At 38.7% G+C, this 14,453-nt stretch carries 16 protein-coding genes; 12 read left to right on the plus strand and 4 right to left on the minus strand.

The features are described 5' to 3' along the window. Positions 1-3 precede the first annotated feature (3 nt). Entirely contained in the window at positions 4-879 is an 876-nt protein-coding gene (lipA, locus tag ACFO5T_RS04265) for a lipoyl synthase (RefSeq protein WP_375252069.1), read from the minus strand. A 73-nt stretch (positions 880-952) separates the two neighbouring features. Then, complete coding sequence (locus tag ACFO5T_RS04270; RefSeq protein ID WP_375252068.1) at positions 953-1,684, minus strand: biotin--[acetyl-CoA-carboxylase] ligase; 732 nt, start codon at positions 1,682-1,684, stop codon at positions 953-955. Between the two features lie 83 nt (positions 1,685-1,767). Between ACFO5T_RS04270 and rsfS the strand changes: the two genes are divergently transcribed. The 6 genes from rsfS to ACFO5T_RS04300 all read left to right on the plus strand — a co-directional run bounded on the left by rsfS (position 1,768) and on the right by ACFO5T_RS04300 (position 6,539). Beyond that, complete coding sequence (gene rsfS / locus ACFO5T_RS04275; protein ID WP_035325363.1) at positions 1,768-2,139, plus strand: ribosome silencing factor; 372 nt, start codon at positions 1,768-1,770, stop codon at positions 2,137-2,139. A gap of 10 nt (positions 2,140-2,149) precedes the next feature. Beyond that, the gene (ftsH, locus tag ACFO5T_RS04280) at positions 2,150-4,105 is read left to right on the plus strand and encodes an ATP-dependent zinc metalloprotease FtsH (RefSeq protein ID WP_380032335.1); all 1,956 of its coding nucleotides are present in this window, start codon (positions 2,150-2,152) and stop codon (positions 4,103-4,105) included. 114 nt (positions 4,106-4,219) lie between these two features. Continuing rightward, complete coding sequence (locus ACFO5T_RS04285; RefSeq protein ID WP_021778292.1) at positions 4,220-4,834, plus strand: LUD domain-containing protein; 615 nt, start codon at positions 4,220-4,222, stop codon at positions 4,832-4,834. A gap of 1 nt (position 4,835) precedes the next feature. Beyond that, the gene (locus ACFO5T_RS04290; protein WP_380032338.1) at positions 4,836-5,639 is read left to right on the plus strand and encodes a phosphatidate cytidylyltransferase; all 804 of its coding nucleotides are present in this window, start codon (positions 4,836-4,838) and stop codon (positions 5,637-5,639) included. Further along, a complete protein-coding gene (locus tag ACFO5T_RS04295; RefSeq protein ID WP_380032340.1) occupies positions 5,629-6,279 on the plus strand; it encodes a phosphatidylserine decarboxylase family protein in 651 nt (216 codons plus the stop codon). Before ACFO5T_RS04290 ends, ACFO5T_RS04295 begins: the two co-directional genes overlap by 11 nt. Continuing rightward, positions 6,279-6,539, plus strand: coding sequence for an acyl-CoA-binding protein (locus tag ACFO5T_RS04300; protein ID WP_380032342.1), 261 nt, complete (start codon positions 6,279-6,281; stop codon positions 6,537-6,539). Before ACFO5T_RS04295 ends, ACFO5T_RS04300 begins: the two co-directional genes overlap by 1 nt. A 74-nt stretch (positions 6,540-6,613) precedes the next feature. Here the strand turns inward: ACFO5T_RS04300 and ACFO5T_RS04305 are convergent, their stop codons facing one another. Beyond that, complete coding sequence (locus tag ACFO5T_RS04305; protein ID WP_380032344.1) at positions 6,614-9,247, minus strand: valine--tRNA ligase; 2,634 nt, start codon at positions 9,245-9,247, stop codon at positions 6,614-6,616. A gap of 180 nt (positions 9,248-9,427) precedes the next feature. Here ACFO5T_RS04305 and ACFO5T_RS04310 point away from each other — a divergent pair, with 180 nt between their 5' ends. The 3 genes from ACFO5T_RS04310 (at position 9,428) to murB (ending at position 12,161) form a co-directional block, all read left to right on the plus strand. Further along, a complete protein-coding gene (locus tag ACFO5T_RS04310) occupies positions 9,428-9,814 on the plus strand; it encodes a DUF1573 domain-containing protein (protein WP_380032346.1) in 387 nt (128 codons plus the stop codon). 137 nt (positions 9,815-9,951) lie between these two features. Then, the gene (locus tag ACFO5T_RS04315; protein ID WP_380032348.1) at positions 9,952-11,142 is read left to right on the plus strand and encodes a pyridoxal phosphate-dependent aminotransferase; all 1,191 of its coding nucleotides are present in this window, start codon (positions 9,952-9,954) and stop codon (positions 11,140-11,142) included. Continuing rightward, positions 11,142-12,161: a UDP-N-acetylmuramate dehydrogenase gene (gene murB / locus ACFO5T_RS04320; RefSeq protein WP_380032350.1), complete on the plus strand. Its 1,020-nt coding sequence runs from the start codon at positions 11,142-11,144 to the stop codon at positions 12,159-12,161. Before ACFO5T_RS04315 ends, murB begins: the two co-directional genes overlap by 1 nt. 63 nt (positions 12,162-12,224) lie before the next feature. On the opposite strand, the gene ACFO5T_RS04325 is transcribed toward murB, so the two are convergent. Next, positions 12,225-12,737 carry a fasciclin domain-containing protein gene (locus ACFO5T_RS04325; protein ID WP_380032352.1) on the minus strand — a complete coding sequence of 171 codons (513 nt, stop codon included), beginning with the start codon at positions 12,735-12,737 and terminating at the stop codon, positions 12,225-12,227. Between the two features lie 123 nt (positions 12,738-12,860). Here ACFO5T_RS04325 and ACFO5T_RS04330 point away from each other — a divergent pair, with 123 nt between their 5' ends. From ACFO5T_RS04330 to ACFO5T_RS04340, 3 genes are all read left to right on the plus strand, one after another. Beyond that, the gene (locus tag ACFO5T_RS04330) at positions 12,861-13,415 is read left to right on the plus strand and encodes an RNA polymerase sigma factor (RefSeq protein ID WP_380032354.1); all 555 of its coding nucleotides are present in this window, start codon (positions 12,861-12,863) and stop codon (positions 13,413-13,415) included. Continuing rightward, positions 13,412-14,182 carry an anti-sigma factor domain-containing protein gene (locus tag ACFO5T_RS04335; RefSeq protein ID WP_380032356.1) on the plus strand — a complete coding sequence of 257 codons (771 nt, stop codon included), beginning with the start codon at positions 13,412-13,414 and terminating at the stop codon, positions 14,180-14,182. Before ACFO5T_RS04330 ends, ACFO5T_RS04335 begins: the two co-directional genes overlap by 4 nt. 64 nt (positions 14,183-14,246) lie before the next feature. Next, the gene (locus tag ACFO5T_RS04340; RefSeq protein ID WP_021778303.1) at positions 14,247-14,444 is read left to right on the plus strand and encodes a hypothetical protein; all 198 of its coding nucleotides are present in this window, start codon (positions 14,247-14,249) and stop codon (positions 14,442-14,444) included. The last annotated feature ends 9 nt before the right edge of the window (positions 14,445-14,453 follow it).

A 14,453-nucleotide genomic window follows, 5' to 3' on the forward strand; every position in this document is an offset into this window, starting at 1 on the left:
AATCTAGGTAAGGTGTTTCTGAGCCTTGTATGAAGAGCGTACAAGCGCACCACTCTCTACGTGACGGAATCCCATCTCTAGACCTATTTTTTCATATTTCTGAAACTGGTCTGGAGTAATAAATTGCTTAACTGGGAGATGCTTTTTTGAAGGTTGAAGGTATTGACCTATAGTTACAATGTCAAGGTTTACCTCGCGCAAGTCTTTTAGGGTTTGTATAACCTCTTCTTCGGTTTCTCCTAGGCCTAGCATAATACCAGACTTAGTTCTTTTTATACCGCTGTCTTTGAGATATTTTAATACGCCTAGGCTACGCTCATATTTAGCTTGTATACGTACCTCACGTGTAAGACGTTTTACTGTCTCCATATTGTGTGATACCACCTCTGGGGCTACTTGTACAATTCTGTCAAGTAAGTCTTCTCTTCCTTGAAAATCTGGAATTAAGGTTTCAAGCGTCGTGTTAGGATTCATACGTCGTATAGCCTGTACCGTTTCTGCCCAGATTATGGTACCCATATCTTTTATATCATCACGGTCTACAGATGTAATTACCGCGTGTTTAATATCCATAAGCTTTATAGATCGAGCTACCTTTTCTGGTTCTTCCCAATCTACTTGTTCTGGACGTCCAGTTTTTACACCACAAAAACCACAAGAGCGTGTACATACGTTACCTAAAATCATAAAGGTAGCAGTACCCTCACTCCAGCATTCACCCATATTTGGGCAGCTTCCAGACGTACAAATGGTGTTAAGACTGTATTTATCTACAAGGCTACGTAGATCTGTATATTTTTTACCAGTAGGGAGTTTTACTCGCAGCCATTTTGGCTTTGCAACTCTCTCAGGTTTTGTAATTGTTAGTTCTTCTTGCATAGCATTTTTTCAAGCGTTACAAAGATAGTAAATAAAGAAATGAGAGGTGTTACGCTTTCGCGAAAGCGCAATACTAATACAGTAACTGTATTTCTTTTAAATCATACTCATTTACAACTTCATCTTCTTGGAGTAAAATTAACTTACCCGTCTCTGAAACTCCTTTAATAATACCGACAAATTGTGTGCCATCTGAAGCAATAAATGTTGCAGGTTTGTCTTTTTTAAAGAGATGCTGCTCGTAGTCATTCTTTATAGTTTCAAATTGCCCTTTTAAAAGTAAATCTACATAGTGGTGAAACTGCTTGAGAAGCATTGATAAGATTTCTTCTAGCTCAAAGTGAATGCCGGTTCTAGATTTTATAGAAGTGGCTCTGGGTGTGTCTTTCCATTCGGTTTGATTTACATTGAGGCCCACACCAAGAATCATTGCGTCTAGTTTTCCTCTTTTTATGACACTCTCTATAAGAATGCCGCATATTTTGTCGTTATCTGTCAATATGTCGTTAGGCCACTTGACACGTACATTTTTAATCAAAAGTTTTGAAAGCACATCTTTTACAGCAAGTGAAGCTGCCATAAGTGCATAAAATTGCTCACTTATTGTAATGCGTTTTACTTTTCTAAAAACGCTGAAGGTGAGGTTTTTACCGCTTTCTGCGCTCCAGGTAGTGCCCATTTGGCCTCTTCCGGCAGTTTGCTCAAGCGCCCATACCACGATGTCTTCTTGCGCATCTTCTTCTTTAGAAATACGTTTGAGGTAACTATTTGTTGAGTCGATGGTATGGAGTTTGTCTATGCGCATATGGAAAACACCTAGTCTAAACTTGTGTTAAGACCGCAGAGTAATGTAAATTTGTAATAACTTTGTGTAAATTAAAGAATTTAATGGCAAATAAGGAAAAGAACACAGATCAATTGATAGCGAAAATTGTTGAGGGAATTGAAGATGTGAAAGGTCAAAATATTGATATACTAGATCTTAGAGAGATAGAAAATACGGTTTGTGATTATTTTATCATTTGTGACGGTACTTCAAACACGCAAGTAGGGGCAATAGTAAGCTCTATACAAAAAACGGCAAGTAAAGCCCTGCAAGAAAAAGCGTGGCACATAGAGGGTACAGAAAATCAGGAGTGGGTACTTATGGATTACGTAAACGTAGTTGTGCACGTATTTCAAAAACACATTCGTGAGTTTTATGATATAGAAAGCCTCTGGGGAGATGCAAAGATTACTTCAATCCCATCCAATTACTAAAAAATATTAAATGGCTAAAGAAGAAAAGAAAAATAGCGGCACGCCGCCAAATAAACCTAAGTTTAGTTCTTACTGGATTTATGGGCTTATCGTAGTGATTTTTATTGCTATAAGTATGCTTACAGGTAGCACTGGTATAGGTGAGGCAAAAAAGACATCTTTATATCAATTTGAACAGTATCTACAAGAAGGCGATGTGCAACGCGTAGAGATTGTAAATAAAAATTCTGTAAAGGTTTATTTAACAAAGGAAGCAGAGTCTAAAGAAGTTCATAACAAAGGTCGTGGTACTGGTTTTTTTAAGCCAGCAGCTGGAGCGCCAGACTATCGCTTTGAGATAGGTGATCTTCAAAACTTTGAAAATGACATAAATGAGATTATAGATGCAAACAGTCTTGACACACGCGTGTCATATGAGACTGAGGGAGATATGTGGGGTTTACTTGCTAGCTTCTTACCATTTATCTTAATTATCGGGTTATGGATTTTTATTATGCGTCGTATGTCTTCTGGAGGAGGAGGAGGCCCAGGAGGTCAAATCTTTAACATAGGGAAGTCTAAGGCAAAACTCTTTGATGAGAAAACAGATATCAAAACTACATTTAAGGATGTAGCAGGTCTTGAAGGTGCAAAAGAAGAAATACAAGAGATTGTAGATTTCTTAAAAAATCCAGAAAAGTATACGAGCTTAGGGGGTAAAATTCCTAAAGGAGCATTGCTTGTAGGGCAGCCAGGTACTGGTAAGACCTTGCTCGCAAAAGCAGTAGCAGGAGAGGCAAAAGTGCCATTTTTCTCACTATCAGGTTCTGACTTTGTAGAGATGTTTGTGGGTGTAGGAGCATCACGTGTACGTGATCTCTTTAAACAAGCCAAAGAAAAATCACCAGCTATTATTTTTATAGATGAGATAGATGCAATAGGTCGTGCTCGTGGTAAGAATAATTTCTCTGGAGGTAATGACGAGCGTGAGAACACACTTAACCAGCTTCTTACTGAGATGGATGGTTTTGGTACAAACACAAATGTGATTGTACTCGCTGCAACAAACAGGGCAGATGTACTAGATAAAGCACTTATGCGTGCAGGTCGTTTTGATAGACAGATTTATGTAGATCTTCCAGATGTACGTGAGCGTAAAGAAATTTTTGAGGTACACCTTCGTCCACTCAAAAAGGTAGATGAAGAGCTTGATGTAGATTTTCTTGCAAAACAAACACCAGGTTTCTCTGGTGCAGATATTGCAAATATGTGTAACGAGGCAGCACTTATTGCTGCTCGTAAAAGCAAGAAGGCAGTAGGTAAACAAGATTTCTTAGATGCGGTAGATCGTATTGTAGGTGGTCTTGAGAAGAAAAATAAAATAATCACTCCAGATGAGAAACGTGCTATTGCTTTTCACGAGGCTGGACACGCTACAGTGAGCTGGATGCTTGAGCACGCAGCACCACTTGTAAAAGTTACAATAGTTCCAAGAGGGCAATCACTTGGTGCGGCTTGGTACCTTCCAGAAGAGCGCTTAATCGTACGTCCAGAGCAAATGCTTGATGAGATGTGTGCAGCTTTAGGAGGTCGTGCAGCAGAGAAGGTGATTTTTAATAAAATATCAACAGGAGCTCTTAGTGATCTTGAAAAAGTTACTAAGCAAGCTAGAATGATGGTAACAGTTTACGGTCTTAATGATAAAGTAGGTAACCTTACTTATTACGACTCAACTGGGCAATCTGATAATGGATTTACAAAACCATATAGTGAGCAAACAGCAGAGGTGATTGATAAAGAAATCTCAAACATTATTGAGGAGCAATATCAACGCGCTATAGATTTACTCACAAAAGAAAAGGATAAGCTTACTCAACTTGCAGAGTTATTACTTGAAAAGGAAGTAATCTTTAAAGATAATCTTCAAGATATTTTTGGAGAGCGCCCTTTCGGGAAAATTGAAGACGAAGCAAAACCTGTAGTTTAAGGAGTTAGATACATTCTTAAATTAGAAATGTCAAAAAGTCTTGATTGCGCCAAAGGTTCAGTCAAGATTTTTTATATTTGACTATTACACCAAAAGAGTTGAGAAAACCTATAGATGAGTCTATTTAGAAAAATCTTCGGAAGCACATCAAACGTTGACAACCCCCGTCAGAATAAAGAAGGTGAAGCTCGCAGTAAGTATATGCCAGACATAGACACACCTGCAGATGAGCGATTCACAAAAAACTTTATTCTTAACGGAGGGAGATTTCTATATGCGCTTAACAGAGAGGAGATTAATGATAATTTTGACAATATTCTTTTAGAAAACGATTGGTACGAGAGCAGTGTGTTTTGCACAGATGATAATTTAAAAAAAGCCTTTACTGGGTATAATCTAGATTTTGGGACAAATCGAGATGCTTCATTCTTCTTGACTACTTGCGAGAGTCTCGTTGCAAACGATGGTTCACTACTCGTTTGTTCAAAGCAACTCAAAGAGCTTAAATTGCACGATTTTCCAAAGGATGTAATCGTTTTCGGAACCACAAGCCAGATTGTAAATACTATAGGTGAGGGTTTAAGACTTATAAAAAATAGAAATGCAGGTAGTATTCCTACTAATATTACGACTATCAAAAACTTTCAGAGTAAAGAAAACGATAAGAATTTTATGACCTATGGTAGTAGTACAAAAAATGTATATCTACTCTTGCTAGAAGATCTTTAGTATGCGTGAAGTATTAATCCGTGCACTCTCAGGGCTGCTTTACGTTACCCTGTTACTCTTAGCTATATTCTCATTAGAGACTACCTATCTTCTTGTCTTTTTAGGGCTTGGTGTTGTAGTATTATATGAGTTTTTAAAACTTGTAGGTATCAAGTCTTTCTTACCTTATATTTTTCTGTTCACGTGCGTGGCGGTATTTTGTTATTTTAAACTAGATAGACTTGCGACACTTATTTTCTTGGCGCTCACGATAACAGTTAATTTATATCTCATTAAAAATTTAATACGTCCATCAGAACGTTATATTACAGTATCACAAAAATACGCCTACACTATTTTTTATATTGTTGGAGGTGTTGTGTTTACAATCTTATTGCCCTCATACAGAGGAGAATATACGTCACTTCTTGTGGCAAGCGTTTTTGCATTGATCTGGATAAACGATACCTTTGCATTTATAGTGGGCAAGAGTATCGGTAAGCACAAATTGTTAGAGCGCATTTCACCTAAAAAAACAATAGAAGGATTTATAGGTGGACTTGTTTTTTGTTGTCTTGCCAGTGTACTATTTTATTATTTTACAGACTTGCTTAGTCTTAAGTTATGGATTACTATCGCCTTGGTAACCTCAATTTTTGGAACCTTAGGAGATTTGATACAATCACAGCTTAAGCGTCAGGCTGGAGTAAAGGATAGTGGTCGTATTATGCCTGGCCACGGAGGACTATATGATAGGTTAGACAGCATCATATTTGCAGCACCATTTTTATACTTATTTTTAATTGTACTTGACTATGTTCCATAAAGAAGGATATAAGATTATTGTAATAGCATTAGTGATTTTTACAGGCCTTATCTTGCTTGCAAATAAGTTTCTTGAGAAAAACTGGTTGTTCTATTTAGTGGCTTTAGTGCTCGGAGTATTGTTATATCTTATACTTCAGTTTTTTAGGAACCCAGATCGTACAGCGCCTTTAGATTCTAATGTAATCACATCACCAGTAGATGGTAAGGTGGTTGTAATAGAAGAGGTGTATGAAGCAGAATACTTCAAGGATAAACGTCTTCAAGTCTCTGTGTTTATGTCGCCGCTTAATGTGCACGTAACACGATATCCATCTGGAGGAAAGATTGCATATAGTAAATACCACCCAGGTAAATACCTAGTAGCCTGGCACCCTAAATCTAGTACAGAAAATGAACGTACCACCGTAGTGGTAAGTACAGAAAAATTTGGTGATGTTCTTTATCGTCAGATTGCTGGTGCGCTAGCAAAGCGTATTATTAATTATGCAGAAGAAGGGCAAATGGTACAGCAAGGTGAAGATAGTGGGTTTATACGTTTTGGCTCTCGTGTAGATCTATATTTACCTGTCGGGACAAAATTAGATGTAGAGCTTAATCAAGTAGTAAAAGGAGCGCAATCGGTAATAGCATCAATATAATGGATAAGAAGGTACTTCATAAGGAGTTTGAAGATGCCTTCCGTAAGGTGAGTAATTCTTCTCAAGAATTTCCGCCAGATGTATTGTTGCAGTTTTATGCGCTTTACAAACAAGCTACGCAAAAGAACACTTTTAGTCATAATGAAGGTGAGCACGAGCTTGTGAGTGCTTTTAAAATCAACGCGCTACTTCAGGTAAAGAGTATGACGGAAGATGAGGCAATGGAGGCTTATGTAGAAGCTGCAAAGAAGCACCTCTAGCTAGAAAAAATAACATAAATAAAAAAGGCGTCTAAATAATTTTAGACGCCTTTTTTGTGCAATATATGAGTCTATTAAGACAAACTAGCCAGTCGCTTTTCTAGCGCTTCTATTTTTGCTTCGGCATCTGCCATCTTCTGTTTTTCGATAGCAACTACTTTCTCTGGTGCGTTGCTTACAAAACGCTCATTAGATAGCTTTTTTGAAACCGACATTAAGAATCCTTTTGTGTATTTAAGTTCTTCCTCGATTTTTGCAACTTCGGCTTCTACATCAATAGCTCCCGCAAGAGGTATGAAGTACTCATTAGATTTTACTCTAAAAGATAGTGCTCCGTCTAGTGGCGCTTTCGCGAAAGCGATCTCACTCACATTACCTAGTTTTGAGATAATACTATTGTAATCACTAGAAACTTCTTCATTGCTTAGAACGTGCACTTCTATATCGTCTTTAAAAGCGATGTTTTTACTTTTTCTAATAGTTCGTATACCCGAAATCACTTGTGAGGCATAATCAAAATCTGCAATGATTTTTTCATTTACCGCACCACCTTCTGGCCATTTATTGATAATCAAAGCCTCTTCTGGAGTACGCGTAGCGATAGTCTGCCAGATCTCTTCAGATGCAAATGGAATAAATGGGTGTAGTATACGTAGGTTATTTTCAAAAGCTGCAATTATCGCATCGTAGGTCTTACGATCTATAGGTTGCTGGTATGCTGGTTTTATAATCTCTAGTAACCACCCGCAGAAGTCGTTCCATACCACTTTATAACTCGCCATAAGCGCGTCTGAGATACGGTACTTTGAGAAGTGATCTTCTATTTCTAGAAGTGTTTGATTAAAACGGTTTGTATACCACTCAATACCTTGCGCGCTATGTGCTGGTTGTGGGATAGTCTCGTCTATCTCCCATCCTTGTATGAGGCTAAAGGCGCTCAAGTTTTTCTTGATAAATCCTTTTCCTTGTTTAAGAAGATCTTCGTCAAACATAAGGTCGTTACCGGCAGCACTACTTAATAATAGTCCTACACGCACACCATCTGCTCCGTATTCTTTAATAAGTTCTAGCGCATCTGGTGAGTTACCTAGTGACTTTGACATCTTGCGACGCTGCTTGTCACGTACTAAACCTGTGAGGTAAACATTTTGGAAAGGTCTTTTATCTGTGTACTCATATCCTGCTATGATCATACGCGCTACCCAGAAAAATAAAATATCTGGTCCCGTCACAAGATCATTAGTAGGGTAGTAGTAGTTAAACTCCTCGTTGTCTGGATTGCGCACTCCGTCAAAAACACTCATAGGCCATAACCAAGAGCTGAACCAAGTGTCCATAGCATCTTCGTCTTGACGTAAATCTTTGGCAGTGAGGGAATCGTTTCCGGTACGCTTTCGCGAAAGCGTAACAGCATCCTCAATAGATTCGGCAACTACAAAATCTTCCTTTCCTTCTCCATAGAAGTAAGCAGGAATTTGCTGTCCCCACCATAGCTGGCGAGAGATGTTCCAGTCACGTATGTTCTCCATCCAGTGACGGTAGGTGTTTTCAAACTTCTTAGGAAATAACTTTACATCTCCAGTCTCAAGTACGGCTTTTATGGCAGGCTTAACAAGCTCTTCCATTTTAAGGAACCACTGGTCTGATAGTCTAGGCTCTATTACTGCCTTTGTACGCTCAGATGTTCCTACTTTATTAATGTGGTTTTCTGTCTTTACCAGAGCACCTAGTTCTTCAAGTTCTTTTTTTATAGCCTTGCGCACTACAAAACGATCTTGACCTTCATAGTGAAGCCCAAAACTGTTAAGAGAAGCGTCATCATTAAAGATGTCTATTACTTCTAGCTTATGCTTGTCACCCAGCATCTTATCATTCTCATCGTGTGCTGGTGTTACCTTAAGGCAACCTGTACCAAACTCAAGATCTACATACTCATCTTCTATAATAGGAATCACGCGACCACTTATAGGTACAATAGCTTTCTTTCCTTTAAGATGTGTGAAGCGCTCGTCATTTGGGTTAATACAAATCGCTGTATCGCCAAAAATAGTCTCAGGTCTTGTAGTTGCTATTGTTAATAACTCCTCAGATCCTTCTAGTTTATAGTTTATGTAATAGAGTAAACCTTGTCGCTCTTCGTGTATTACCTCCTCGTCAGAGAGTGTTGTTTTTGCTTCTGGATCCCAGTTTACCATACGGTAACCGCGATATATTAATCCTTTATTATAAAGATCTACAAATGTTTTTATCACAGACTCAGACATTGCTGGGTCCATAGTAAAGGCTGTGCGATCCCAGTCGCAAGAGGCTCCTAGTTTTTTAAGTTGGTCAAGTATAACGCCACCATATTCTTCTTTCCACTCCCAGGCGTGGGCGAGAAATTCCTCACGAGTAAGGTCAGATTTTTTGATGCCTTGCTCTTTAAGTCTTGCAACTACCTTTGCCTCTGTAGCAATAGATGCGTGGTCTGTACCAGGTACCCAGCACGCATTTTTACCTAGTAATCTTGCACGACGTATTAATACGTCTTGTATCGTGTTGTTAAGCATATGTCCCATATGTAAGACACCAGTCACGTTAGGAGGTGGGATTACAATGGTGTATGGTTCTCTATCATCTGGTGTAGAATGGAAATAATTATGCTCCATCCAGTAGCTGTACCACTTATCTTCTACCTGTGTAGAATCATATTTTGACGCTATGCTCATAGTTTGGTCTGATTATTGTCTTATAGATGGCAAAAGTAGGGATAACAGTAGGATTAATATATAGTCTACGTGCTATTTTTGGTGCAGATGTAAGTTATTGTCACTTGTTAATGTTAATATCATTTTTTGGCAGGCAGGTATTTTGTGACTACATTTGGATTCCCTCAAATATTAAAAATTATGAAAAAATTAATGTTTTTATTTGTTGCTACAATGCTAGCAGTAAGTGTACAAGCACAAGAAAAGAAGGCTGCTATAACTTTTGACTCAGACGTAGTAGACTATGGCGAGGTAGAATATGGTGGTGACGGTGTACGTAAATTTACATTTACAAATACAGGAGATGACGTACTTATCGTAGCAAGAGTATATTCTACTTGCGGTTGTACAATACCTAAAAAACCTGAAAGTCCTATTCAGCCAGGAGAAAAAGGTGAGATAGAAGTAAAGTATGACACAAAGCGCCCTGGGCCTATTAGAAAAACCATAACGGTATATTCTAATGCCTCTGAAGTGCCTTACAGTTTAAAGATCAAAGGTGTCGTAAAGCCAGAAGCTGGAGAATAACATCACTTTATACAAAGTAATAACTAAAGACCGTTTTATAGCGGTCTTTTTTTGTGCGCTTTCGCGAAAGCAAAATACCCACCTTCTAGTTTTAAAAACCACAATAATTTCCTCATTTTTGTATAAAAAAATACTTAATGCCAGCAATATCAAAGAAGGGGCTCGCAATGCCTCAATCGCCTATACGTAAACTCGTACCTTTTGCTGAAGGAGCAAAGGCTAGAGGAATAAAAATTCACCAACTTAACATCGGCCAGCCAGATATCAAGACGCCACAAGTAGCGCTAGATGCTGTAAAAAATAATGCCCTTGAAGTTTTAGCATATAGTCACAGTGCAGGATTTCAGTCTTACAGAGATAAGCTAGCTAGCTATTATAGCAACCACGGTATAGATGTCTCGTCTGAAGATATTATCATTTCTACCGGAGGATCTGAAGCCTTATTGTTTGCAATGGGATCTGTTACAGACCCAGGAGATGAGATTATAATACCTGAGCCTTTTTATGCAAACTACAATGGGTTTGCAACGGCGAGTGGTGTTAAGGTTGTGCCTGTGATATCTACACTAGAAGAGGGATTTGCTTTGCCCCCTATATCAGACTTTGAGAAGTTAATCTCAGATAAAACAAAGGCTATCGTTATCTGTAATCCGGGTAACCCTACTGGATATTTATACTCAGAAGATGAGATACGCCAGCTTGCAGAGCTTGTAAAGAAGCACGACCTATTCCTCATTGCAGATGAGGTATATCGTGAGTTTGCTTACGACGGTCACAAGCATCACTCAGTGATGAAGCAACGTGATATAGATGATTACGCTATTATGATAGACTCTGTGTCAAAACGTTTCTCAATGTGTGGCGCACGTATAGGGTGTATTGTAAGTCGCAACAAAGAACTTATGAGTACAGCGATGAAGTTTGCACAAGCACGTTTAAGTCCCCCTACATTTGCACAAATCGCATCTGAGGCGGCATTAGACACACCTCAATCATACTTTGACGATGTAATAGAAGAGTATGTATCAAGAAGAAATACACTTGTTGCAGGGCTAGAAGCGATACCAGGAGTAAAAGTAGCAAAACCTAAAGGTGCCTTTTACTGTATTGCAGAGTTACCTATAAAAAATGCAGATGCCTTTGCACAGTGGTTGCTAGAGTCTTATGATCTAGATGGAAAAACCATTATGGTTGCACCAGCAGCAGGTTTTTACAGCAGTGATAATGTAGGTCTTAATCAAGTGAGAATTGCCTATGTGCTAGAAGAAAACCATCTTAAAGAAGCAGTTACTATTCTTAAAGCTGCCTTAGAACAATACCAAGATTAATGACAGTACAAGAAAACGTATCGCTTAAGGCATACAATACCTTTGGTATAGATGTAAACGCTCGCTTTTTTGCGAGCGTTTCTTCTGTACAGCAATTGCAAGAGTTGCTGGGAGATGCTAGATATCCTGATCCTTTTGTTATAGGCGGAGGGAGTAATATGTTACTCACACAAGATGTAAATAGACTTGTGATACATCTAGACATTAAAGGGATATCACTTATAGATGATTCGTTTTCAAAAAATGAAGTGCTTCTCAAAGTTGCTGGTGGCGAAAACTGGCACGAGTTTGTACTCTATTGTGTAGCACATAACCTGGGAGGTGTAGAAAACCTATCGCTTATCCCTGGTAATGTAGGTACATCACCAGTGCAAAATATAGGTGCCTACGGTGTAGAGCTCAAAGATACTTTTTATGAGTGTGAGGCTGTGCGTAGAGACACTCAAGAGGTGAGGGTGTTTACGCTAGAAGATTGTGCTTTTGGCTATCGTGATTCGGTATTTAAAAATGAGCTTAAAGATGCCTACGTCATTACCTCTGTCACCTTTAAACTCACAAAGAGCAATCATAATATAAATACTGACTACGGTGCTATTTTTGACACGCTTAAAGCGAAAGAAATCACAGCACCTACATTAAAAGATGTGTCAGATGCTGTTATAGCCATCAGGCAGTCTAAGCTTCCAGATCCTAAGAAAATAGGCAATAGCGGTTCCTTCTTTAAGAACCCAGTGATCTCACAAACGCAGTTTACTCAACTTAGAAAAGTGCATACAGAAATCCCTTTTTATCCCATAGGCAATGAGCAGATTAAGGTGCCCGCTGGGTGGCTTATCGAGCAAGCAGGCTTTAAGGGGAAGCGTTTTGGCGATGCTGGTATACACGATAGGCAGGCTCTAGTACTCGTAAATCACGGTAATGCTACGGGTCAAGAAGTGTGGAAAGTAGCGATGAAAGTACAAGCGGCAGTAGAGGAGAAGTTTGGGATAAAGATTGTTCCAGAGGTGAATGTGATATAATTACGCTTTCGCGAAAGCGTAAAAAAAGCCCCACTCGCGTGAGGCCTCCAACTAAACTAAATTTTAGTTGCTAGGTGTTAGCACTGTATCTACCACGTGTATGATGCCGTTTTTTCCATTGATACTGGTTTTAGTGAGAAGCGAAGTGTTACCCGCTGTATCTGTGATTACTATACTATTCTCCTTTAGAGTAGCCACGAGCTGCTTGCCATTTACTGTCTGTAATGTAAAACTGCCATTTTCTGATTTTATTTTATTTATTATTTCTGTCTCAGTTAGTGATCCAGCTATTACGTGATATGATATAATAGATGCGAGTGTTGCTTTGTTTTCTGGGGTGAGAAGGTTTGCCAGTTGTTTTGGAGGTAGTTTATCAAAGGCTTCATTAGTAGGGGCAAATATGGTGTATGGTCCATCTGCTTTAAGTGTTGACACGAGCCCTGCCGCTTTTAGGGCGGTTACGAGTGTTGTGTGGTCTTTTGAGGTCACGGTAAGGTCTATTATGTCAGACTGTGCATAGCTAGTGGTTGATAATAAGATGATTATAAGTAGCGAGAGATTTTTTGTGATTTGCATACTAAAGTGAGGCTTGGTGAGTTTATGATAGAATCTTTTTCTATGTAAAATGTACGTACTAACTTTGCCCATTGGATGAAAGTGTATTGCTAAATTTTCGTTAATTCATAAAAACTACGCTATTTGAAGACATTTGTTGAGAAGCATATTGTAGATCTTCTTAAAACCGGAGACGAGCGAGCCATAGGGTTATTATATGACCATTATGCGCCTGCGCTCTATGGTGTGGCTATAAAAGTGACACACGATGAGGAGCTTGCACAAGATGTACTTCAAGAATCTTTTGTAAAAATCTGGAAAAACGCACATAAGTATGATGCAGACAAAGCGCGTCTATTTACGTGGCTTTTTAGGGTGGTCCAGAATACGGCTATAGACAAAGTGCGTAGCCGTAAAAGAAAAATAAATAAAGAAGTCCAAACAGACGATTCTAACGTATATCATTTACAGTCTACATCACTGGCTATAGAACATATGGATTTACAAGAGCATACAGATGGGCTAGAAGATAAGTATCGTGTGGTGATAGATGCGTTGTTTTTTCAGGGTATGACCCAGCAAGAAGCAAGTGATGAGTTAAACATCCCGCTGGGAACCGTAAAGTCAAGATTAAAAATAGGCTTGAGGGAACTGCGTAAATTATTTGGAGTTTTATTTTTGATGATAAGTGTGTTATGAGTGATAGAGTGTCACAATTTTTAGAAAGCGATTTGTTGGAGCGTTACCTTATGGGTACAACTTCACCTATGGAGTCTCAAGAGGTTGAGTACTTTGTGGCAAAGTTTCCTGAGGTAAAAACTACTTATAATGAGTTGCAAGAAAATTTAGAAAACTATGCAGCATCTTATGCTGTAGATGTGCCTAAAGATTTACGTGCAAAGATTTTAAAACAAACTAAGGCAAAGCCTAAACGTGCGCTGCCACTTCTGGCTATTGCAGCTTGTACTATAGCAACTCTTTTTGGACTTGTCGCAATAATGATTTATAATCAAAATCAAGAACTTCTTGAAGACAGAAAGTTTACTTCAAACTTGCTAGAAAATCTTAATGATGACATTGTTTCAAACAGGCAAATGTTACAATCTGTAGAGGAGCAGTTTATGATACTTAATAACACTGCTACTCAAAAGTACATTCTTAAAGGTAATAATAGAGCAAATAGACTAGAGGCTGTAGCTTATATTAATGAGCTAGAAAAAAGATCTTATGTACACGTAAATACACTACCAGAGCTTCCAGATGAGCAGGTGTACCAGATGTGGGCCTCTGTAGATGGTAAACTTGTACCTCTAGACATCTTAAAAGTCACAAAAGATAACCTTGTGGAAATTCCTTACGAGGAGCGTATGGCAAGTATAAATGTCACGATAGAGCCTAAGGGAGGTAGTAAAGAAGCTACTAAGGCAAATGAGGTTGCTACCATTAAGTTTGACCAAGAACAGTAAATACCTTCCCGTAAAAAACTTTTAGGTGCTACAAGGTTTCTGTATCTTTGTACAAAATAATTGTATGGAATTACTCTTGATAACATTAGTCCTTCTAGCACTATCGGTAGCAGGCATTGCGATAAAAATCTGGGCAAAAAAAGACGGCAAATTTGCAGGTACGTGTGCCAGCCAGAGTCCATTTCTTAATAAGAGTGGAGAGCCTTGCGGTATGTGTGGTAAAATGCCCGAAGAAATGGGTGATTGTTCTGGAGATAAGTAAGCCTTTCAG

This window comes from Dokdonia genika (genome assembly GCF_042652845.1).
GTDB classification, from domain to species: domain Bacteria; phylum Bacteroidota; class Bacteroidia; order Flavobacteriales; family Flavobacteriaceae; genus Dokdonia; species Dokdonia donghaensis.

Coding starts and splice junctions, on each gene's coding strand:
- lipA (WP_375252069.1), bottom strand. CDS start 879: ATGCAAGAAGAACTAACAATTACAAAACCTGAGAGAGTTGCAAAGCCA.
- ACFO5T_RS04270 (WP_375252068.1), bottom strand. CDS start 1,684: ATGCGCATAGACAAACTCCATACCATCGACTCAACAAATAGTTACCTC.
- rsfS (WP_035325363.1), top strand. CDS start 1,768: ATGGCAAATAAGGAAAAGAACACAGATCAATTGATAGCGAAAATTGTT.
- ftsH (WP_380032335.1), top strand. CDS start 2,150: ATGGCTAAAGAAGAAAAGAAAAATAGCGGCACGCCGCCAAATAAACCT.
- ACFO5T_RS04285 (WP_021778292.1), top strand. CDS start 4,220: ATGAGTCTATTTAGAAAAATCTTCGGAAGCACATCAAACGTTGACAAC.
- ACFO5T_RS04290 (WP_380032338.1), top strand. CDS start 4,836: ATGCGTGAAGTATTAATCCGTGCACTCTCAGGGCTGCTTTACGTTACC.
- ACFO5T_RS04295 (WP_380032340.1), top strand. CDS start 5,629: ATGTTCCATAAAGAAGGATATAAGATTATTGTAATAGCATTAGTGATT.
- ACFO5T_RS04300 (WP_380032342.1), top strand. CDS start 6,279: ATGGATAAGAAGGTACTTCATAAGGAGTTTGAAGATGCCTTCCGTAAG.
- ACFO5T_RS04305 (WP_380032344.1), bottom strand. CDS start 9,247: ATGAGCATAGCGTCAAAATATGATTCTACACAGGTAGAAGATAAGTGG.
- ACFO5T_RS04310 (WP_380032346.1), top strand. CDS start 9,428: ATGAAAAAATTAATGTTTTTATTTGTTGCTACAATGCTAGCAGTAAGT.
- ACFO5T_RS04315 (WP_380032348.1), top strand. CDS start 9,952: ATGCCAGCAATATCAAAGAAGGGGCTCGCAATGCCTCAATCGCCTATA.
- murB (WP_380032350.1), top strand. CDS start 11,142: ATGACAGTACAAGAAAACGTATCGCTTAAGGCATACAATACCTTTGGT.
- ACFO5T_RS04325 (WP_380032352.1), bottom strand. CDS start 12,737: ATGCAAATCACAAAAAATCTCTCGCTACTTATAATCATCTTATTATCA.
- ACFO5T_RS04335 (WP_380032356.1), top strand. CDS start 13,412: ATGAGTGATAGAGTGTCACAATTTTTAGAAAGCGATTTGTTGGAGCGT.
- ACFO5T_RS04340 (WP_021778303.1), top strand. CDS start 14,247: ATGGAATTACTCTTGATAACATTAGTCCTTCTAGCACTATCGGTAGCA.